The sequence below is a fragment of the Rhizobium sp. K33 genome (assembly GCF_056501445.1).
The window spans coordinates 2,796,449-2,812,617 of the sequence record NZ_CP096478.1 but is presented as its reverse complement, the minus strand read 5'-3'; the positions used below and the strand labels follow the sequence as shown (position 1 = coordinate 2,812,617).

The following is a 16,169-nucleotide window of genomic DNA, read 5'->3' as shown; positions in this document are numbered from 1 at the left end:
TCCCCAACCCCTCCCCACAAGGGGGAGGGGCTTTCCCTCAGTTCTGCGCACCCGCCATCGCGGTTAGGACCTGGATTGCCACCTTCAAGCGTTGGCGCACGACCGAGCGGCCGAGCAGCGCCATTGAGTCAAACAGCGGCAGCGAACGCTGGCTGCCCGAGACGGCGACAAAGAGGGGCGGGGTGACGACGCGGAGCTTCTTGCCCATGCGATCGGAGATCGCGCGCAGCTCTTCCTCGATGGTCGTGACATTCCATTCGAGGATCTTTTCGAGATCCGCCTGAACGGTGGTGACGATTTCGAGCGTCTCGGCCGGGCTGGTCTTCAAGCCGCCGAAGGAAGCGGGTGTGAGACCAACATCGTTAGCCAGCAGGAAACCGGCCAGCGGCGGGACTTCGCCGAGCTTGGTGACGCGGCTCTGGGCAAGCTTCAGGCCTTCGACCAGTCGATCATTCTCCATGGCCCAGTCGAGCGTGCGGGCGACGAAATCCTCCGGCGAAAGCTTTTCGCGCAGCCAGCGGCCGTTCAGCCAGTCCAGTTTCTGGATGTCGAAGATGGCGCCTGCCTTGGAGAGGTTGTCCGGATCGAACTTCTCGATCAGCTCTTCCATGGTCAGCAGCTCTTCGCCTTCGGCGATCTGGATGAAGAACAGGCCGAGAAAGTTCATCAGCGCTTCCGGCAGGTAGCCCAGAGCGGAGTAATAGGAGATCGAGGTCGGGTTCTTGCGCTTCGACAGCTTCGACTTGTCGTGATTGCGCATCAGCGACAGGTGCATGAAGACAGGCGGCTCGAGACCGAGATGCTTGTAGATCAGGATGTGCTTCGGCACGGATGCCAGCCACTCTTCGCCGCGGGCGACGTGGGTGATCTTCATCAGGTGGTCGTCGACGACATTCGCCATGTGATAGGTCGGCATGCCGTCGGCCTTGAGCAGCACCTGCATGTCGACGCTTTCCCACGGGATCGACACGTCGCCATAGACGCCGTCGTGGAAATCACAGGAGCCTTCGGTCGGCACCTTCAGGCGCACGACGGAGGGTTCGCCGGCTTCCATGCGGGCGGTCACTTCTTCGGCCTTCAGGTTGAGGCAGTGCCCGTCATAGCCCGGGGGCTTGCCGGCTGCACGCTGGGCTTCGCGCATCTGCTCCAGCCGCTCGGGCGTGCAGAAACAGCGGAAGGCGCCGCCGTCGCGGACCATCTGCTCGACGAAGGGGCGGTAGATGTCCTTGCGCTCGGACTGGCGATAGGGACCGTAGGGGCCGCCGACATCGGGACCTTCTGACCAGGTGAGGCCGGTCCATTTCAGCGCGTCCAGCACCTTCTGCTCGAATTCAGCCGTCGAGCGGGTCGCGTCGGTGTCCTCGATGCGCAGGATGAACTCACCGCCGAATTTCTTGGCGAAGAGGTAGTTGAACAGCGCGATATAGGCGGTGCCGACATGGGGCTCGCCGGTCGGGGAGGGTGCGATGCGGACGCGGACGCCTGATGTGGTCATGGAATTCAGCTCGTGGTGCGTGCGGGGGACCTGGCGCCTGAACGCCGGACCGAAAATTGTGAGACTGCCGATGATGGCTGCGTGATGCAGGTTTGCGCCCGGACGGGCGGCCTGTTCCACCGGGTGGCCTTAGGCCATATTCATCGCCGTGCGTCAAGAAAAACCACGGATGCCGGCCCTTTGGTGGCCCTGCCGAAAAAACTTCAAAATTATTTTTCGAGGGCCGGAACCCGGAGGCTGGGCGCGCGTTCTTGAGAACAGAGCGCAGGCCGTGCCAACCGGACGCGACGGGATATGGGGAACATGGAGGTTTTTCCGGTTTCTCTCCGTGGCCAACGAAATGGCAGGCGAGCCCCTTAACCGTCCGGCCTGTGCTCTCCCCCAAGTCCCCGCCCCCAAGGAAAACCTGCGTCCCGCCGACGCAGGTTTTTCTTTGCGTTTTTTCCCCGTTTCAAAAGGCGGCTAGCTGACCGGCCAGACCATCAGAAGTGCTGGGACCGAGACCACCACGATCAGAAACGACAGAGGCAGGCCGAGCCTCGGATAGTCCGAGAAGCGATAGCCGCCGGGACCCATGACCAGCGTGTTGCACTGGTGGCCGATGGGGGTGAGGAAGTCGCACCCCGCGCCGATCGCGACCGCCATCAGAAAGGCTTCCGGCTTGTAGCCGAGACCTGTGGCGAAACTCGCGGCGATCGGGGCCATGACGAGAACGGTCGCCGCATTGTTGAGGAAGGGCGTCACAGCCATGGCGGTGAGCAGGATCATGGCGACCGCGCCCCAGGCCGGCATACCGCCAGCCACCGCGTTCAGCCAGCCGGCGATGACATCGCTGCCGCCTGATGTGCGAAGGGTATCTGCAACCGGAATGAGCGCTGCCAGCATCACGAGGATCGGCCCGTCGACGGCACGGTAAACCTCGCTCACCGGCAACACGCCGAAGGCTACCATGGCCAGAGCGGCCGCGAAGAAGGCGATGGCAACCGGAGCGAGGCCGAGGGCCGTCGACCCCATGGCGACCACCAGGATCGCCAGCGGGATGAAGATGTTGCGGCTGGTGCCGAGCAGGATTTCGCGTTCGGCGAGCGGCAGGCAGCCGAGCTCTGTGAGGATGGCGGGCATCTGCTGGCGCAGGCCCTGCAGCACCACGACGTCACCGGAGCGCAGCGTCAGTTGCCCGAGGCGCTCGCGGATGCGCTTGCCCTGGCGACTGACGGCCAGGAGGTTGACCCCATAGGTGTGCACCAGCGAGAGCTCGCTGGTCGTCTGTCCGATCAGCGGCGAGCCGCGACCGATGACCGCCTCGACGGAGGAAATGTCACCACGCTTTTTCCGGTCGCCTTGCGTGTTGCCCGAGAGGCTGAGATTGCCCTGCGAGACGATGCGGTCGAGCGCCTCGGAAGGGCCTTCCAGCAGGAGGGTATCCTCCTCATGCAGCAGGACATCCGGAAAGGGCGAGAGCCGTGTATGCCCGCGCAGGATGGCCGTGGCAACGACATCCCCATGGGCCGCCTGCAGGAGATGATGGAGCGTCTTGCCGACGAAGGGCGATTGGCGCGTGATCATTGCCTCAGTGGCGAAGCTCGAGGCTTCCAGCGCTTCCTGCAGCGAGGGGTTCTGGTTCTCGCGGCGTGGCACAAGCCAGTAGAAAAAGATCAGGAAGAGGATGCCGGCAAGGGCCAGGGTCCCGCCGACGGGCGTGAAGTCGAACATCGTGAAGGGTTGGCCAGTCAGTTCCTCGCGCAGGCGCGAAACCGCGATGTTTGGCGAGGTGCCGATCTGCGTCATCAGGCCGCCGAGAAGGGCCGAAAATGCCATAGGCATCAGGAAGACGGAGGGCGTGACAGCGGATCTGCGGGCAAACTGGAAAGCGACGGGCATCATGATGGCGAGCGCGCCGATATTCTTGATGAAGGCCGAGAGCACGGTCACTGTCACCAGCAAGAGCAGCATTTGCCCGTGCAGGGAGCTCAAGGCCGGAAAGAAGCGCTTGATGGCGAGATCCACGACGCCTGAGCGCGCCACGCCGGCGCTGACCACCAGAGCGCTGCCGACGATCATCACGAGATCGTCCGAAAAGCCGGAAAAGGCTTCGCTGGCCGGCACCAGCCCGAGGGCAACGGCCGCGACGAGGGCCACGCAGGCCACGACGTCGTAGCGGAACTTCTCCCAGAGAAACGCGCCCATCATCAAGGCGATGAGGCTGAAGGCGAGAATTTGCTCGTAGGTCATGGGGCTCCGGCAAGAGTGCGGATCATCGATGAAGGCGTAAGCGCTTGCGGCAGGTCCGGCAAGAGGCGATCCGTGTCCGTGGCCACTGCTCCCGTAAAAAAGGCCCATCTCGCGATGGGCCTTTCAGTTTGTTTAAAGCCGGTATCCTCAATGGACCACTTGCTTCGACAGGCGGTCGCGCTCGCGTTTGCGGCGGGCAAACATGTTCAGGACCTCCACCAGTGCGGAGAAGGCCATGGCGGCGTAGACATAGCCCTTCGGGACATGGAAGCCCATGCCTTCGGCAATCAGCGTGGTGCCGATCATCAGGAGGAAGGCGAGTGCCAGCATGACGATCGTCGGGTTCTTTTCGATGAAGTTGGCAAGCGGGGTGGCAGCCACCAGCATCACGGTGACGGCGGCAAGAACGGCCACGACCATGATCGGCAGATGAGGCGTCATGCCGACGGCGGTGATGATGCTGTCGATCGAGAAGACGAGGTCGAGCAGCAGGATCTGGCCGATCGCGCTGGCAAAGGTCGTCGACGCCGTGGACGCGATGAAATCCTCTTCCTTGTCGATCGGATCGACATTGTGGTGAATTTCCTTCGTGGCCTTCCAGACGAGGAAGAGGCCACCGGCGATCAGGATCATGTCCTTCCACGAGAAGCCGTGGCCGAAGGCCTCGAAGACCGGCGTGGTCAGCTGGACGATCCAGGCGACGGTGCCGAGCAAGGCCAGGCGCATGACGAGTGCGAGCCCGATGCCGATGCGGCGGGCCCTTTCGCGCATCTCCTGCGGCAGCTTGTTGGTCAGGATGGAGATGAAGATGAGGTTGTCGATGCCGAGAACCACTTCCATGACGACGAGCGTCACGAGGGCGACCCAGGCGGCGGGGTCCTGGAGGAGAAGAAGGATATCCTGCATTGTTGTCTTCCGTGCTGATCAAACGGAGGGGGGGACCCAAGACATGCGGCATATCTTGGGTATTGGCAAGCCGCCGATAAAAGTCCCCCGACGGAACAAAGTTCCCTCAGTGATCAGGCACGGGGTTCCGTGTTTTTCGGACCATAGAAGTTCATGAACATCCGCAGGCCGGAATCGACGACCCGCTCGATCTCCTTGTCATCCGGACGAACCGGGATGTCATTGAAGAGGCGCTTCTTGAAGTAACCCGCCGTGGACATGTCGATGAACTGACGGGCCGCTAGGTCGCTGTCCTCGACGTCGAGCTCGCCCTTCTCATGCGCCGCTGCAATATAGTCCTGCAACAGAACCTTGATATTGGTCGGCGACGAGGCGAAGAAGCGCTGACAGAGGGCCGGCATACGGTCCAGCACGCCCATCAGAATGCGCATGGTGGGGATCATCTCGGTGTCGAGAATGAAGTGCGCGTGGGCGAGCGCGTAGCGGCGCAGGCCTTCCTCGACAGTGGCGCTTTCTGCCAGGATCTGGCGAATTGCGGCATCGAAGGCGCTCTTCTCACGCTCGACCAGAGCGCCGAAAAGATCTTCCTTGCTCTGAAAGTAAACGTAGATGGTGCCTTTCGACACGCCAGCTTCGCGCGTGACGTCGTTCATGCTGGCGGCGTCGTAGCCGAGCTTCATGAAAACGCGCTTCGCGCCGTCCAGGATCTGGCCTCGCTTGACCGGGTCTGCACCCGCCGCGAACCGGCCGACCCCACCGCAGCCCTCGGGGACTGCCATTGTGATCTCTTCCTGTTTCATCGTCTGCCTCGGCATCACGCCATCAAAAATTAACTTAGAGGGATCTTCAGTGAAAATCCGCGTTTCTATGCCTTGATATGCGTTAGCGAAACCTATATGTCAATCGAACCGAACGGTTCAGTTCGAATAAATTCAACCCATCCCTGGTTTCCACCATGTCATCGACGCAAAGATCCACCGCCCTTCGTTCCACTCCTACTCCAGTCGATCGGAATGAGGCCGCGCCCGTGACCGAAACGGAAGCCGGGGTACCAGATCCGGCTCCGGAAGCCGCTCCCTCGAAGCCGAAGCGCCGCAGTCCGGTGCTGCCCGTCATCCTGGCAGCACTGCTCGCCGGTGGCGCGTGGTATGGTTATGAGTGGTGGACCAATGGCCGCTTCATGGTGTCGACTGAGGATGCCTATATCGAGGGCGATATCGCCATCATCTCGCCGAAGGTGTCGGGCTATGTCCAGACGGTCAATGTGAGCAGCAACCAGTTCGTCCGCGCGGGTGAACCGCTCGTGACGCTCGACGGCGGCGACTATCAGATCGCTTACGACCAGGCTGTGGCGAACAAGGAGACGGCTGAGCTGTCGGTCAAGCGGATCGACGCCCAGATCATCGGCGGAGAGGCCAGTGTGGCCCAGGCCCAGGCCCAGCTCGGAGCGTTGGAAGCCTCGGTCCGCGGCGCCGAAATCACGGCCAATCGGGCGAGCGAGCTTGCATCCAAGTCCGTCGGCACCACGGCCGATCTCGACAATGCCAAGGTGGCGCTGGATCAGGCGCGCGCCAATCTCGTTGCCGGCCAGGCTGCCGTGGATTCCGCCAATGCCAATCTTTCGATCCTCAAGGCGCAGCGCGAGGAAGCGCTGAACACCGTGCGCCTGCAGCAGCTGGCGATCGATAAGGCAAAGCGCGACCTAGACTTTACCGTCCTCAAGGCGCCTTATGACGGCGTTGTCGGCAATCTGGCCGTTCAGGCCGGTGATCTCGTCTCTGCCGGCAAGCGGCTTGCAGCGCTTGTTCCGACCAGCGAGCTCTATATCGAGGCGAACTTCAAGGAAACGCAGATCGCCGATCTCGTGCCGGGCTCCAAGGTGTCGATCCATGTCGACGCCTATGGCGACCAGCCGCTCGAGGGCACGGTTACGTCGATCGCTCCTGCATCGGGTGCCATCTTCTCGATGCTGCCGGCCGAGAACGCGACCGGCAACTTCACCAAGGTCGTGCAGCGGGTGCCCGTTCGCATCGCGCTGCCCAAGGATGCTCTCGCCGGTGGCCATCTACGCGCCGGCCTCAGCGTCATCGTCGACGTCGACACCCGCACGGCCCCTGACGGCCAGGCGCTTGCCGCGAAGTAACATCACCGGCTGACGTTATCGAAAGGGCCGTGTCATGGCCGCAGTCACGACAGATATCGCGCCCTCGGCTCCCGCCGAGGAGCCGATGGATCCGAGACGCGTCTTCGCCTTTCTGGCGATGGTCTTCGGTATGTTCATGTCGATCCTCGACATCCAGATCGTTTCGGCCTCACTCTCCGAAATCCAGGCCGGTCTCGGTGCGGGTTCCGACGAGATCGCCTGGGTGCAGACCTCTTACCTGATTGCCGAAGTCATCATGATCCCGCTCTCGGGCGTGCTCGCGCGCATCCTGTCGACGCGGGTACTCTTCACCTTCTGTGCTGCCGGGTTCACGCTTGCCAGCGCGCTGTGTGCGACCGCGACGAACATCGAGCAGATGATCGTCTATCGCGCGATCCAGGGCTTCATCGGTGGCGGCATGATCCCCTCCGTCTTTGCGGCCGCCTTCACGATCTTCCCGCCGTCCAAGCGCAACATCGTGTCGCCCATGGTTGGCCTTGTGGCAACGCTGGCGCCGACGATCGGTCCGACGATCGGCGGTTACATCAGCCATGCGATGTCCTGGCACTGGCTGTTCCTGATCAACGTCATTCCTGGCGTGCTGGTCGCAGCCGCTGCCTGGAGTCTGATCGATTTCGACAAGCCGGATCTCAAGCTTCTGAAGAAGTTCGACTGGTGGGGGCTTGCCTCCATGGCGGTCTTCCTGGGAACGATGGAGTTCGTGCTGGAGGAGGGCAATAACAAGGACTGGTTCAACGACCATCACATCGTGATGGGCACCATCGCCATGGTGATCGGTGGGGCAATCTTCTTCTGGCGCGTGTTCAAGGTCGAGTTGCCGGTGGTCGATCTCAGAGCCTTTTCCAACGCCAATTTCGCCTTCGGTTCGCTCTTTTCCTTCGTCATGGGGGTTGGCCTTTACGGTCTCACCTATCTCTACCCGCTCTATCTGGGACGCATCCGCGGTTATGACTCGCTCATGATCGGTGAAACGATGTTCGTTTCCGGTGCTGCCATGTTCCTGACGGCGCCTGTTGCAGGGGCTCTGTCGAACAAGCTCGATCCGCGCGTCATGATGATGATCGGTTTCGGGGGCTTCGGGCTCGGTACCTATATGATGACCGGCATGACGGCGGACTGGGACTTCTACGAGCTGCTCGTGCCGCAGATCCTGCGCGGTTGCTCGCTGATGATCTGCATGGTCCCGATCAACAATCTGGCGCTCGGGACTCTTCCGCCGGACCGCATCAAGAATGCGTCCGGCCTGTTCAACCTCACCCGTAACCTCGGCGGCGCCGTGGGGCTCGCGATCATCAACACCATGCTGACACAGCGCTCCGATGACCATTATGCCCGGCTTTCGGAGCAGCTCTCCTGGAGCAACCAGGCGGCTCTCGACTGGCTTGCGAGTGTCGGTACGAACTATGACAGCTATGGCCTCGATGGAACGGCAGTCGCCATCAAGAAGCTCTCGGGCGTCGTCACGCAGCAATCCTGGCTCTTGTCCTTCATCGACGTCTTCATGGGGCTGACGGTGCTTTTCGTCGCGCTGATCTTCCTCGTGCTGCTGTTGAAGAAGCCGAAGGGGGCAGCGCCGGCCGGCTCCGGGCACTGACAGGATCATCCCGGCGTAAGCTTGCCTCGCCATCCTGCCCAGGATCTCCAAGCCTCAAGGCCGCCTTCGGGCGGCCTGTTTTTTTTGTGGCAATAGAGGTACGTACATCAGATTTCTGATTTACGTACCTCAGCGACTGGTGTAGGACAGGCGCCGGAGGAGACTATGAAGCCGACTGTCCATGACATCGCAAGCCGCGCGGGCGTCAGCCTTGCAACCGTCGACCGGGTTTTAAACCGGCGGCCGGGGGTCAGCGCGCGTACCCGCGAGAAGGTGGATCAGGCGGTCAGTGAACTCGGCTTCGTGCGCGATGTGGCGGCCGCGAACCTCGCCAAGGGGCGCGTTTATCCGCTGACCTTCATCATTCCCTCGAACGACAATTCCTTCATGCGCGGCCTGAGGCTAGCGCTTGAAGAGGCGAGCGCGCGCGCTGCCGTGGAGCGCATCGCGATCCGCATTGTCGATGTGCCCGCATTCGATGCGCCAGCACTGGCGGCCGCCTTAAGAGAGGCCGCGACGCAGGAGCCTGCCGGTATTGCCTTCGTCGCTGTCGATGCGCCCGACGTGGCCGAGGCCGCAGCGGAGATATCGGCTGCTGGCATTCCGCTGGTGACGCTGGTCTCTGATCTCTCCGGAACCGGTCGCGATCATTATGCCGGGATCGATAATGCCGCTGCAGGGCGAACGGCTGCCAGCCTGCTCGGGCGCTTTGCCGGCGGTCGCCAGGGCAAGGTCTGCGTGCTCGCCGGCTCCATGATGGTGCGTGACCACCGGGAGCGTTGCGATGCCTTCGCCTCCGTGATGGCCGCCGATTATGCCGGACTTGATTTGCTGCCGGTGCTCGAAGGGCGGGACGATCCCGTCACCGTGGAGCGGCTGGTCGCGGCGCTCTTTTCGAAGCGGGACGATATCGTCGCGCTCTACAGCCTCGGCGCCGGCAATCGCGGTCTGGTGAGGGCTTTGGATCGCTTGCCGGGCGAGCGACGTCCCGTCGTCATTGCGCATGAGCTGACGGACACGACCCGCGATGCCCTGCAATCGGGGCTGATCGATGCGGTGCTCAACCAGGACGCAGGCCACGAGGTGCGCAGCGCCATCCGCGTCCTGAAGGCGAAGGCCGACGGGCTGCCGGTCGTGGCTGCCCAGGAGCGCATTCGTATCGACATATTCTTGAAGGACAATCTGCCCTGAAGGCAGAGGAACGGAGGACACCCATGTATCTCGGATTGGATCTCGGCACATCCAGCGTCAAGGCGATGCTCATCGATGATGCGCAGCAGGTCATCGGCGTCGGCCATGCGGCCTTGACCGTACAGCGGCCGCATCCGGGCTGGTCGGAGCAGGCGCCGGGCGAGTGGCTGCGCGCCACGGAAGAGGCCGTTGCTGCGCTCAAGGCCTCGCATCCGAAGGAACTGGCGGCGGTGAAGGGCATCGGCCTTTCCGGCCATATGCATGGCGCGACACTGATCGATGCGAAGGATCGGGTGCTGCGGCCCTGCATTCTCTGGAACGATACGCGGAGCCATGCGGAAGCGGCAAGCCTCGATGCCGATCCACGCTTCCGGGCACTGACCGGCAACATCGTCTTCCCCGGTTTCACGGCACCGAAACTGGCCTGGGTGAAGAACAACGAGCCCGATACCTTCAGCGAGGTGGCCAAGGTGCTCCTGCCCAAGGATTACCTGCGCCTCTGGCTGACGGGTGAATATTTCTCCGACATGTCGGACTCGGCCGGCACCAGCTGGCTCGACACCGGCAAGCGCGCCTGGTCGAGTGAGTTGCTGGAGGCCACGGGCCTCACCGTCGAGCAGATGCCGGGCCTCGTTGAGGGGACGGATCGCGCCGGCACCTTGCGTGCCGAGCTGGCCGAAAAATGGGGCCTCGGCTCTGATGTCGTTGTCGCCGGTGGGGCAGGGGACAATGCGGCCTCCGCCTGTGGCATGGGGACCGTTGCGGAAGGCCAGGCCTTTGTTTCGCTGGGGACATCGGGTGTTCTCTTTGCGGCCAATGCCTCCTATCTGCCGAAGCCGGAAAGTGCAGTGCATGCCTTCTGCCACGCTCTCCCCAAGACCTGGCACCAGATGGGCGTCATCCTCTCGGCCACTGACGCGCTCAACTGGCATTCTGGCGTCACCGGCAAATCTGCGGGCGAACTGACCGGTGAACTCGGCGATGCGCTGAAGCCCCCGACCGGGGTGACCTTCCTGCCCTACCTCTCGGGCGAACGCACGCCGCACAATGATGCGAAGATCCGGGGTGCCTTTATCGGGCTTGGCCATGAGAGCGACCGCGCGGTGCTGACCCAGGCGGTGCTGGAAGGGGTGACCTTCGCCATTCGCGACAGCCTCGAGGCGCTGAAATCCGCCGGCACCAAGATCGACCGCGTGACGGCGATCGGTGGTGGTTCGCGCTCGCGCTACTGGCTGTCTTCGATTGCGACGGCACTCGACATGCCGGTCGATATTCCCGCTGACGGCGACTTCGGGGCTGCCTTCGGTGCGGCTCGTCTGGGCCTGATCGCCGCGACGGGAGCCGATCCGCTTTCGGTCTGCACCGCGCCGGAAACGGCGGAGACGGTCGAGCCGGTCAGGGCGCTGACCTCGGCCTATGAGACGGCTTACGGACGTTATCGGGCGCTTTATCCGGCGATCCGCGGGATTTGAACGTCCACCTCCCCCTTGAGGGGGGAGGTCGCTGCGCAAGCAGCGGGTGGGGGTGATCCCCCACTTTCACCCCACCCCGGACCTTACGGTCCGACTCTCCCCCTCAAGGGGAGGGTGGTCACAACACACCAAGGAGGACTACCCATGAGCACAGGTTTCTTCGGCAACATCCAGAAGATCAAATATGAAGGCGAAGGCAGCACCAATCCGCTGGCCTTCCGCCACTACAATCCGGACGAAGTCGTTCTCGGCAAGCGCATGGAAGACCATCTGCGCTTTGCGATTGCCTATTGGCACACCTTCGTCTGGCCGGGCACCGACCCGTTCGGCGGCAATACCTTCGAGCGCCCGTGGTTCAAGGATACGATGGATGCGGCGAAGATGAAGGCCGATGTGGCCTTCGAATTCTTCCAGCTGCTCGGCACGCCTTACTATTGCTTCCACGATGCCGACGTTCGCCCTGAGGGCAACAGCTTTGCCGAGAACACCAAGAATCTGAACGAGATCGTCGACTACTTCGCCAAGAAGCAGGAAGAGACCGGCGTCAAGCTCCTCTGGGGCACGGCGAACATGTTCTCGCATCGCCGCTATATGTCGGGTGCGGCCACCAATCCGGATCCTGATGTTTTCGCCTTCGCAGCCGCGACCGTGAAGACCTGCATGGACGCAACGCAGAAGCTTGGCGGCGAGAACTATGTGCTGTGGGGCGGCCGCGAGGGCTACGAGACCCTGCTCAACACCGACCTCAAGAAGGAAATGGACCAGATGGGCCGCTTCCTCAACCTCGTGGTCGAATACAAGCACAAGATCGGCTTCAAGGGCGCGATCCTGATCGAGCCGAAGCCGCAGGAGCCGTCGAAGCACCAGTACGATTACGACGTCGCGACAGTCTATGGCTTCCTGAAGAATTATGGTCTCGAAAAGGAAGTGAAGGTCAACATCGAGCAGGGCCATGCGATCCTCGCCGGCCACAGCTTCGAGCACGAGCTGGCGCTTGCCAATGCGCTCGGCATCTTCGGCTCCATCGACATGAACCGCAACGACTACCAGTCCGGCTGGGATACCGACCAGTTCCCGAACAATGTTCCGGAAATGGCGCTGGCCTACTATCAGGTTCTTCAGGCTGGCGGCTTCACCACCGGTGGCACAAACTTCGACGCCAAGCTGCGCCGTCAGTCGCTCGACGCGGAAGACCTGCTGATCGGTCATATCGGCGGCATGGATTGCTGCGCTCGTGGTCTGAAGGCTGCCGCCAAGATGGTGGAAGATAAGGCCCTGTCAACGCCTCTCGCCAACCGCTATGCCGGCTGGGACAAGGCCGAGAACCAGAAGATGCTGCGCGGCGAAGAAAGCCTCGACGCCATCGCCGCCCGCGTCGAAAGCCAGAACATCAACCCGAAGCCGGTCTCCGGCAAGCAGGAACTGCTCGAAAACGTGGTCAATCGCTACGTTTGATTGCTGGGTGTACGAGTGCGGCTGGGGCCGGGGCGCGCAAGCGTCCCGGCCTTTTGCATTGTTCAACCGTCGTCATCCTCGGGCTTGTCCCGAGGATCTACCAAGGGTGTCGCGGTTTGGACGCTTCAGGACCGCCGGGCGGGCGCAGCGGTCGCCTGAAGCGTCGGTCTACGGCAGATGCCAGTAGATCCTCGGGACAAGCCCGAGGATGACGGCGGTGAAAGGACGTTGCCCTCCACGTTACCGTCACCCGATGGCGGTGATCTCCAGCTCCTGATCGCCGACCGTCACGACGTCACCCACGGCCTTGCCCATCAATCGGCTCGCGACCGGTGAGACGAACGAGATCGATCCCGTCTTCGGGTCCGCCTCATCCTCGCCGACGATGCGGTAGGTCTGCACTCGCCCGTCGTCCCGCTCGAATGTCACCGTGCTGCCAAAGGCCACAAGGGCATTGCTCTCCGGGGCCGGGATGACCTGGGCGGTGCGGATGCGCTCTGTCAGGTACTTCAAGTCGCGATAGGGCACGGCCGACTGGCGGCGGCGCTCGTTGATGTCCTCGATCGCCTGCGCGGCGAGATAGGCGGCGCGGGCTTCTTCGGCTTCGCTCTCCAGACGCCTCAAGCCTTCCGCCGTCACGAGGTTCGGATGGGGCGAGATCGGGCGATCCGGCAGATGGGTTTCCGCTGCGGTTTCCGAACTCTCTTCCTTGGTGAAGGCGACACTCATGGGGGCATTCCGATTGCTGGGGCGGGGCCTGGATCCGGACCCGCGAATGTAGGGGTATCTCGGTCAACGGCCAAGACTGATGATGGGTCCATCTGCAAAGGCGGCGCTACGGCGGTTAGCGCCTTGCCGGCCCCGTCACCGAGCCGCGCACGATGAGATCCGGCATCAGCAGGATCTCCTGGCGTTCCATTGTGCGGTCACCCAGCGACTTGATCAGCAGCGCCATGGCCTGGCGGCCGATCGCCGTGCGGGGCTGGCGGATGGTGGTCAGCGCCGGGTTGAGATACGTCGCCTGGGGTACGTCGTCGAAGCCGATGACGGAAAAGTCGTGCGGCAGGTCGTAGCCGCGGGCGGTGAGGCCGTTGATCACGCCGACGGCGGTGGCGTCGTTGACGCACATGAAGGCCGTCGGCAACTGGTCGCGCATGAAGAGCTGCTCGACAGCCAGGCGGCCGCTTTCGATCGTGCCTTCGCCTTCCAGCACGAAACGTTGGTTCGGCGGGATGCGCGCGGCATCCAGCGCCTTGTCGAAGCCCTGGCGGCGGCGCTGGTGGCCGAGGCGCGTCTTGCTGTCGCCGATGAAGGCGATGGAACGGTGGCCGGAGGAGAGCAGATGTTCGGCCGCCTTTCGCGCGCCGGCCACGTCATCGACGCCGACATAGGAAATCTTCGAGCCGAAGACGGGTTCGAAAACGGCGACCGAGGGCGGCAGGCGCTGGCCGACAACCTGATGGCCGAAGGGTTCGTGGCCGGTGAAAAGCACGAGGCCCGTGGCCTGGCCGGAACTCAGGAATTTCAGATATTCCAGCCCACGTTCGGGATCGTTCTGGGTATGGCCGATGAGCACGCCGTAGCCATGGGCGCGAGCTTCGTTCTCGAGGCCGATCAGTGTCGAGGAAAAGTTGGGGTCGCCGATGTCGGGCGCCAGGATCAGGATCATGTTCGACCGGCCCATGCGCAGCGAGCGCGCCATGGCATTGGTCGTGTAGCCGGTGATGGCGATGGCCTGGTTCACCCGCTGCCGGGTCGATTTCGCCACCTTGTCCGGCGTGTGGATCGCACGGCTCACGGTCGCGATCGACACTTCTGCGATGCGTGCCACGTCCTCGATCGTCGCTGGTGCAGAATTCGGCACGCGGCTTTATCCCCTATCCGTCTGGAATCGTTGGAGACCTTACATTTACTGCTGCGACTGCGAAAGCCGAGAGGGAACAAAATCTCCCTGTGAGTGAATGATGTAAACCTTTACATCGGTCATGTAAAGGTTTACACAGATGGCAGAGCGGTGGAGGACCGCCGGGAGGATTGCATGACATCGGTTGGGGGCGAGGCGCGGACACCCGTGCTCGTGGCGGAGCGTATTTCCAAGTCATTTGGCGACGTCCAGGTGCTGTTCAGCGTCGACTTCGATGTGGCGCCGGGCGAGGTCCATGCGCTGATGGGCGAGAACGGCGCGGGCAAGTCGACGCTGGTCAAGATCCTCTCGGGCTTCGAGCAGGCGACGGCGGGGCGCATCCTACTCGATGGCGAGCCCGTGACGCTGCCGGCCAACGGTGCCGCTGAAGCCATGGGCATCGTGCTGATCCATCAGGAATTTAATCTCGCCGAGCATCTGACCGTCACCGAAAGCCTGTTTCTTGGCCGCGAAGTGACCCGCTTCGGCCTTCTGGACCGCAAGACGATGCGGGCCGAGACGCGCCGTGTGCTGAACCAGCTCGGCTCCAAGATCGATGAGAATGCGCTGATCAGTTCGCTTGCGGTTGCCGACAAGCAAATGGTCGAGATCGCCAAGGCGATCAGCCGCAAGGCGCGGATCGTCTTCATGGACGAGCCGACCGCGGTGCTGTCGCGTGAGGAGACGGAAGTGCTCTTCGATCAGGTGCGCAAGCTGCGCGCCCGCGGCACGAGCTTCGTCTTCGTGTCCCACAAACTTGATGAGGTGATGGAGCTCACCGACCGCGTCACCGTTCTGCGGGACGGGCAATGGGTGAAGACCGCACCTACATCGGCACTCGACGGCGAGGCGATCGCGCAGCTGATGGTCGGCCGTGAATTGTCGAGCCTCTATCCCACCAAACACGAGCCCGATGTCGACGAGGAAATCGTCCTGTCGGTGAAAAACCTGACCACCGGTTTCGTCAAGAATGCAAGCTTCGACCTGAAGCGGGGCGAAGTGCTGGGGTTTTCCGGCCTCATCGGTTCGGGCCGCACGGAGCTGATGGAAGCGGTGGCGGGTCTTCGTCCGCGCCTCTCCGGTGACGTGCAGTTGAAGGGCATGGTGCTCGACGCCGGCGACTTCCGCGAGGCGAACCGGCGCGGGCTCGCCTACATGACCAAGGATCGCAAGGGCAAGGGCCTGTTGCTCGGCGAGGGCATGACCGCCAACCTGACGCTGCAGTCGATGGACAACCATGTGCGCCACGGCTACCTCGATCCCGGCAGCGAGGCGAAGGCGATGGCGCGCGCCAAGCGCCGCTTCGACATCCGTGTGCGCGACGATCGGGTGCGGGTGGGGCGCATGTCGGGCGGCAATCAGCAGAAGCTGCTGCTCGCCAAGATCATGGAAGTCGAGCCCGACATCATCATCATCGACGAGCCAACGCGCGGCATCGATGTCGGCACCAAGCAGCAGATCTATCACTTTATCGCGGCACTGGCCCGCGAAGGACGGTCGATCATCGTCATCTCCTCGGAGATGCCCGAAGTGATCGGGCTTTGCACGCGGGTCGCCGTCATGCGCGAGGGTCGCATGGTCGGTCTGCTCGAGGGCGAAGATATCAATGAACAGACGATCATGCGCTACGCCGCCGGCCTGAAACGGCAGATGGCAAGTTGATCAATGCCCAAGGCTCGGCGCACAAGACCGGGCTTCGAAACGAAGACTTCAGGGTACGCGACCTCCGATGCGAGGTGCGGGAGGAGACGGGAAAA

At 62.7% G+C, this 16,169-nt stretch carries 12 protein-coding genes; 6 read left to right on the top strand and 6 right to left on the bottom strand.

All coding sequences use genetic code 11. From position 1 onward, the window contains the following. Positions 1 to 37: 37 nt before the first annotated feature. From gltX to M1E12_RS13745, 4 genes are all read right to left on the bottom strand, one after another. On the bottom strand, positions 38 to 1,495 hold the full coding sequence (gene gltX / locus M1E12_RS13760; protein WP_479562176.1) for a glutamate--tRNA ligase: 1,458 nt from the start codon (positions 1,493 to 1,495) through the stop codon (positions 38 to 40). A gap of 462 nt (positions 1,496 to 1,957) precedes the next feature. Beyond that, positions 1,958 to 3,727 carry an SLC13 family permease gene (locus M1E12_RS13755; RefSeq protein ID WP_479562175.1) on the bottom strand — a complete coding sequence of 590 codons (1,770 nt, stop codon included), beginning with the start codon at positions 3,725 to 3,727 and terminating at the stop codon, positions 1,958 to 1,960. A gap of 147 nt (positions 3,728 to 3,874) precedes the next feature. Further along, positions 3,875 to 4,633, bottom strand: a complete 759-nt coding sequence (locus M1E12_RS13750; RefSeq protein ID WP_113461086.1) for a TerC family protein — start codon at positions 4,631 to 4,633, stop codon at positions 3,875 to 3,877. 113 nt (positions 4,634 to 4,746) lie between these two features. Beyond that, entirely contained in the window at positions 4,747 to 5,412 is a 666-nt protein-coding gene (locus M1E12_RS13745) for a TetR/AcrR family transcriptional regulator (RefSeq protein ID WP_479562174.1), read from the bottom strand. A gap of 176 nt (positions 5,413 to 5,588) precedes the next feature. Between M1E12_RS13745 and M1E12_RS13740 the strand changes: the two genes are divergently transcribed. The 5 genes from M1E12_RS13740 to xylA all read left to right on the top strand — a co-directional run bounded on the left by M1E12_RS13740 (position 5,589) and on the right by xylA (position 12,509). Next, positions 5,589 to 6,776 (top strand): HlyD family secretion protein, encoded by a 1,188-nt coding sequence (locus M1E12_RS13740; protein ID WP_479562173.1) that lies wholly within the window; start codon positions 5,589 to 5,591, stop codon positions 6,774 to 6,776. 34 nt (positions 6,777 to 6,810) lie between these two features. After that, the gene (locus tag M1E12_RS13735) at positions 6,811 to 8,391 is read left to right on the top strand and encodes a DHA2 family efflux MFS transporter permease subunit (protein WP_479562172.1); all 1,581 of its coding nucleotides are present in this window, start codon (positions 6,811 to 6,813) and stop codon (positions 8,389 to 8,391) included. A gap of 165 nt (positions 8,392 to 8,556) precedes the next feature. Beyond that, positions 8,557 to 9,582, top strand: a complete 1,026-nt coding sequence (locus M1E12_RS13730; RefSeq protein ID WP_479562171.1) for a LacI family DNA-binding transcriptional regulator — start codon at positions 8,557 to 8,559, stop codon at positions 9,580 to 9,582. A gap of 23 nt (positions 9,583 to 9,605) precedes the next feature. Then, positions 9,606 to 11,054 (top strand): xylulokinase, encoded by a 1,449-nt coding sequence (gene xylB / locus M1E12_RS13725; protein WP_479562170.1) that lies wholly within the window; start codon positions 9,606 to 9,608, stop codon positions 11,052 to 11,054. A gap of 144 nt (positions 11,055 to 11,198) precedes the next feature. After that, positions 11,199 to 12,509, top strand: a complete 1,311-nt coding sequence (gene xylA / locus M1E12_RS13720; RefSeq protein ID WP_479562169.1) for a xylose isomerase — start codon at positions 11,199 to 11,201, stop codon at positions 12,507 to 12,509. Between the two features lie 246 nt (positions 12,510 to 12,755). On the opposite strand, the gene greA is transcribed toward xylA, so the two are convergent. Continuing rightward, positions 12,756 to 13,238 (bottom strand): transcription elongation factor GreA, encoded by a 483-nt coding sequence (gene greA, locus M1E12_RS13715; RefSeq protein WP_479562168.1) that lies wholly within the window; start codon positions 13,236 to 13,238, stop codon positions 12,756 to 12,758. A 115-nt stretch (positions 13,239 to 13,353) separates the two neighbouring features. After that, positions 13,354 to 14,373 (bottom strand): LacI family DNA-binding transcriptional regulator, encoded by a 1,020-nt coding sequence (locus tag M1E12_RS13710; RefSeq protein WP_479562167.1) that lies wholly within the window; start codon positions 14,371 to 14,373, stop codon positions 13,354 to 13,356. Positions 14,374 to 14,547: 174 nt separating this feature from the next. Here M1E12_RS13710 and M1E12_RS13705 point away from each other — a divergent pair, with 174 nt between their 5' ends. After that, a complete protein-coding gene (locus M1E12_RS13705) occupies positions 14,548 to 16,074 on the top strand; it encodes a sugar ABC transporter ATP-binding protein (RefSeq protein WP_479562166.1) in 1,527 nt (508 codons plus the stop codon). The last annotated feature ends 95 nt before the right edge of the window (positions 16,075 to 16,169 follow it).

Coding starts and splice junctions, on each gene's coding strand:
- M1E12_RS13755 (WP_479562175.1), bottom strand. CDS start 3,727: ATGACCTACGAGCAAATTCTCGCCTTCAGCCTCATCGCCTTGATGATG.
- greA (WP_479562168.1), bottom strand. CDS start 13,238: ATGAGTGTCGCCTTCACCAAGGAAGAGAGTTCGGAAACCGCAGCGGAA.
- M1E12_RS13730 (WP_479562171.1), top strand. CDS start 8,557: ATGAAGCCGACTGTCCATGACATCGCAAGCCGCGCGGGCGTCAGCCTT.
- M1E12_RS13740 (WP_479562173.1), top strand. CDS start 5,589: ATGTCATCGACGCAAAGATCCACCGCCCTTCGTTCCACTCCTACTCCA.
- gltX (WP_479562176.1), bottom strand. CDS start 1,495: ATGACCACATCAGGCGTCCGCGTCCGCATCGCACCCTCCCCGACCGGC.
- M1E12_RS13705 (WP_479562166.1), top strand. CDS start 14,548: ATGACATCGGTTGGGGGCGAGGCGCGGACACCCGTGCTCGTGGCGGAG.
- xylB (WP_479562170.1), top strand. CDS start 9,606: ATGTATCTCGGATTGGATCTCGGCACATCCAGCGTCAAGGCGATGCTC.
- M1E12_RS13735 (WP_479562172.1), top strand. CDS start 6,811: ATGGCCGCAGTCACGACAGATATCGCGCCCTCGGCTCCCGCCGAGGAG.
- M1E12_RS13745 (WP_479562174.1), bottom strand. CDS start 5,412: ATGGCAGTCCCCGAGGGCTGCGGTGGGGTCGGCCGGTTCGCGGCGGGT.
- M1E12_RS13750 (WP_113461086.1), bottom strand. CDS start 4,633: ATGCAGGATATCCTTCTTCTCCTCCAGGACCCCGCCGCCTGGGTCGCC.
- xylA (WP_479562169.1), top strand. CDS start 11,199: ATGAGCACAGGTTTCTTCGGCAACATCCAGAAGATCAAATATGAAGGC.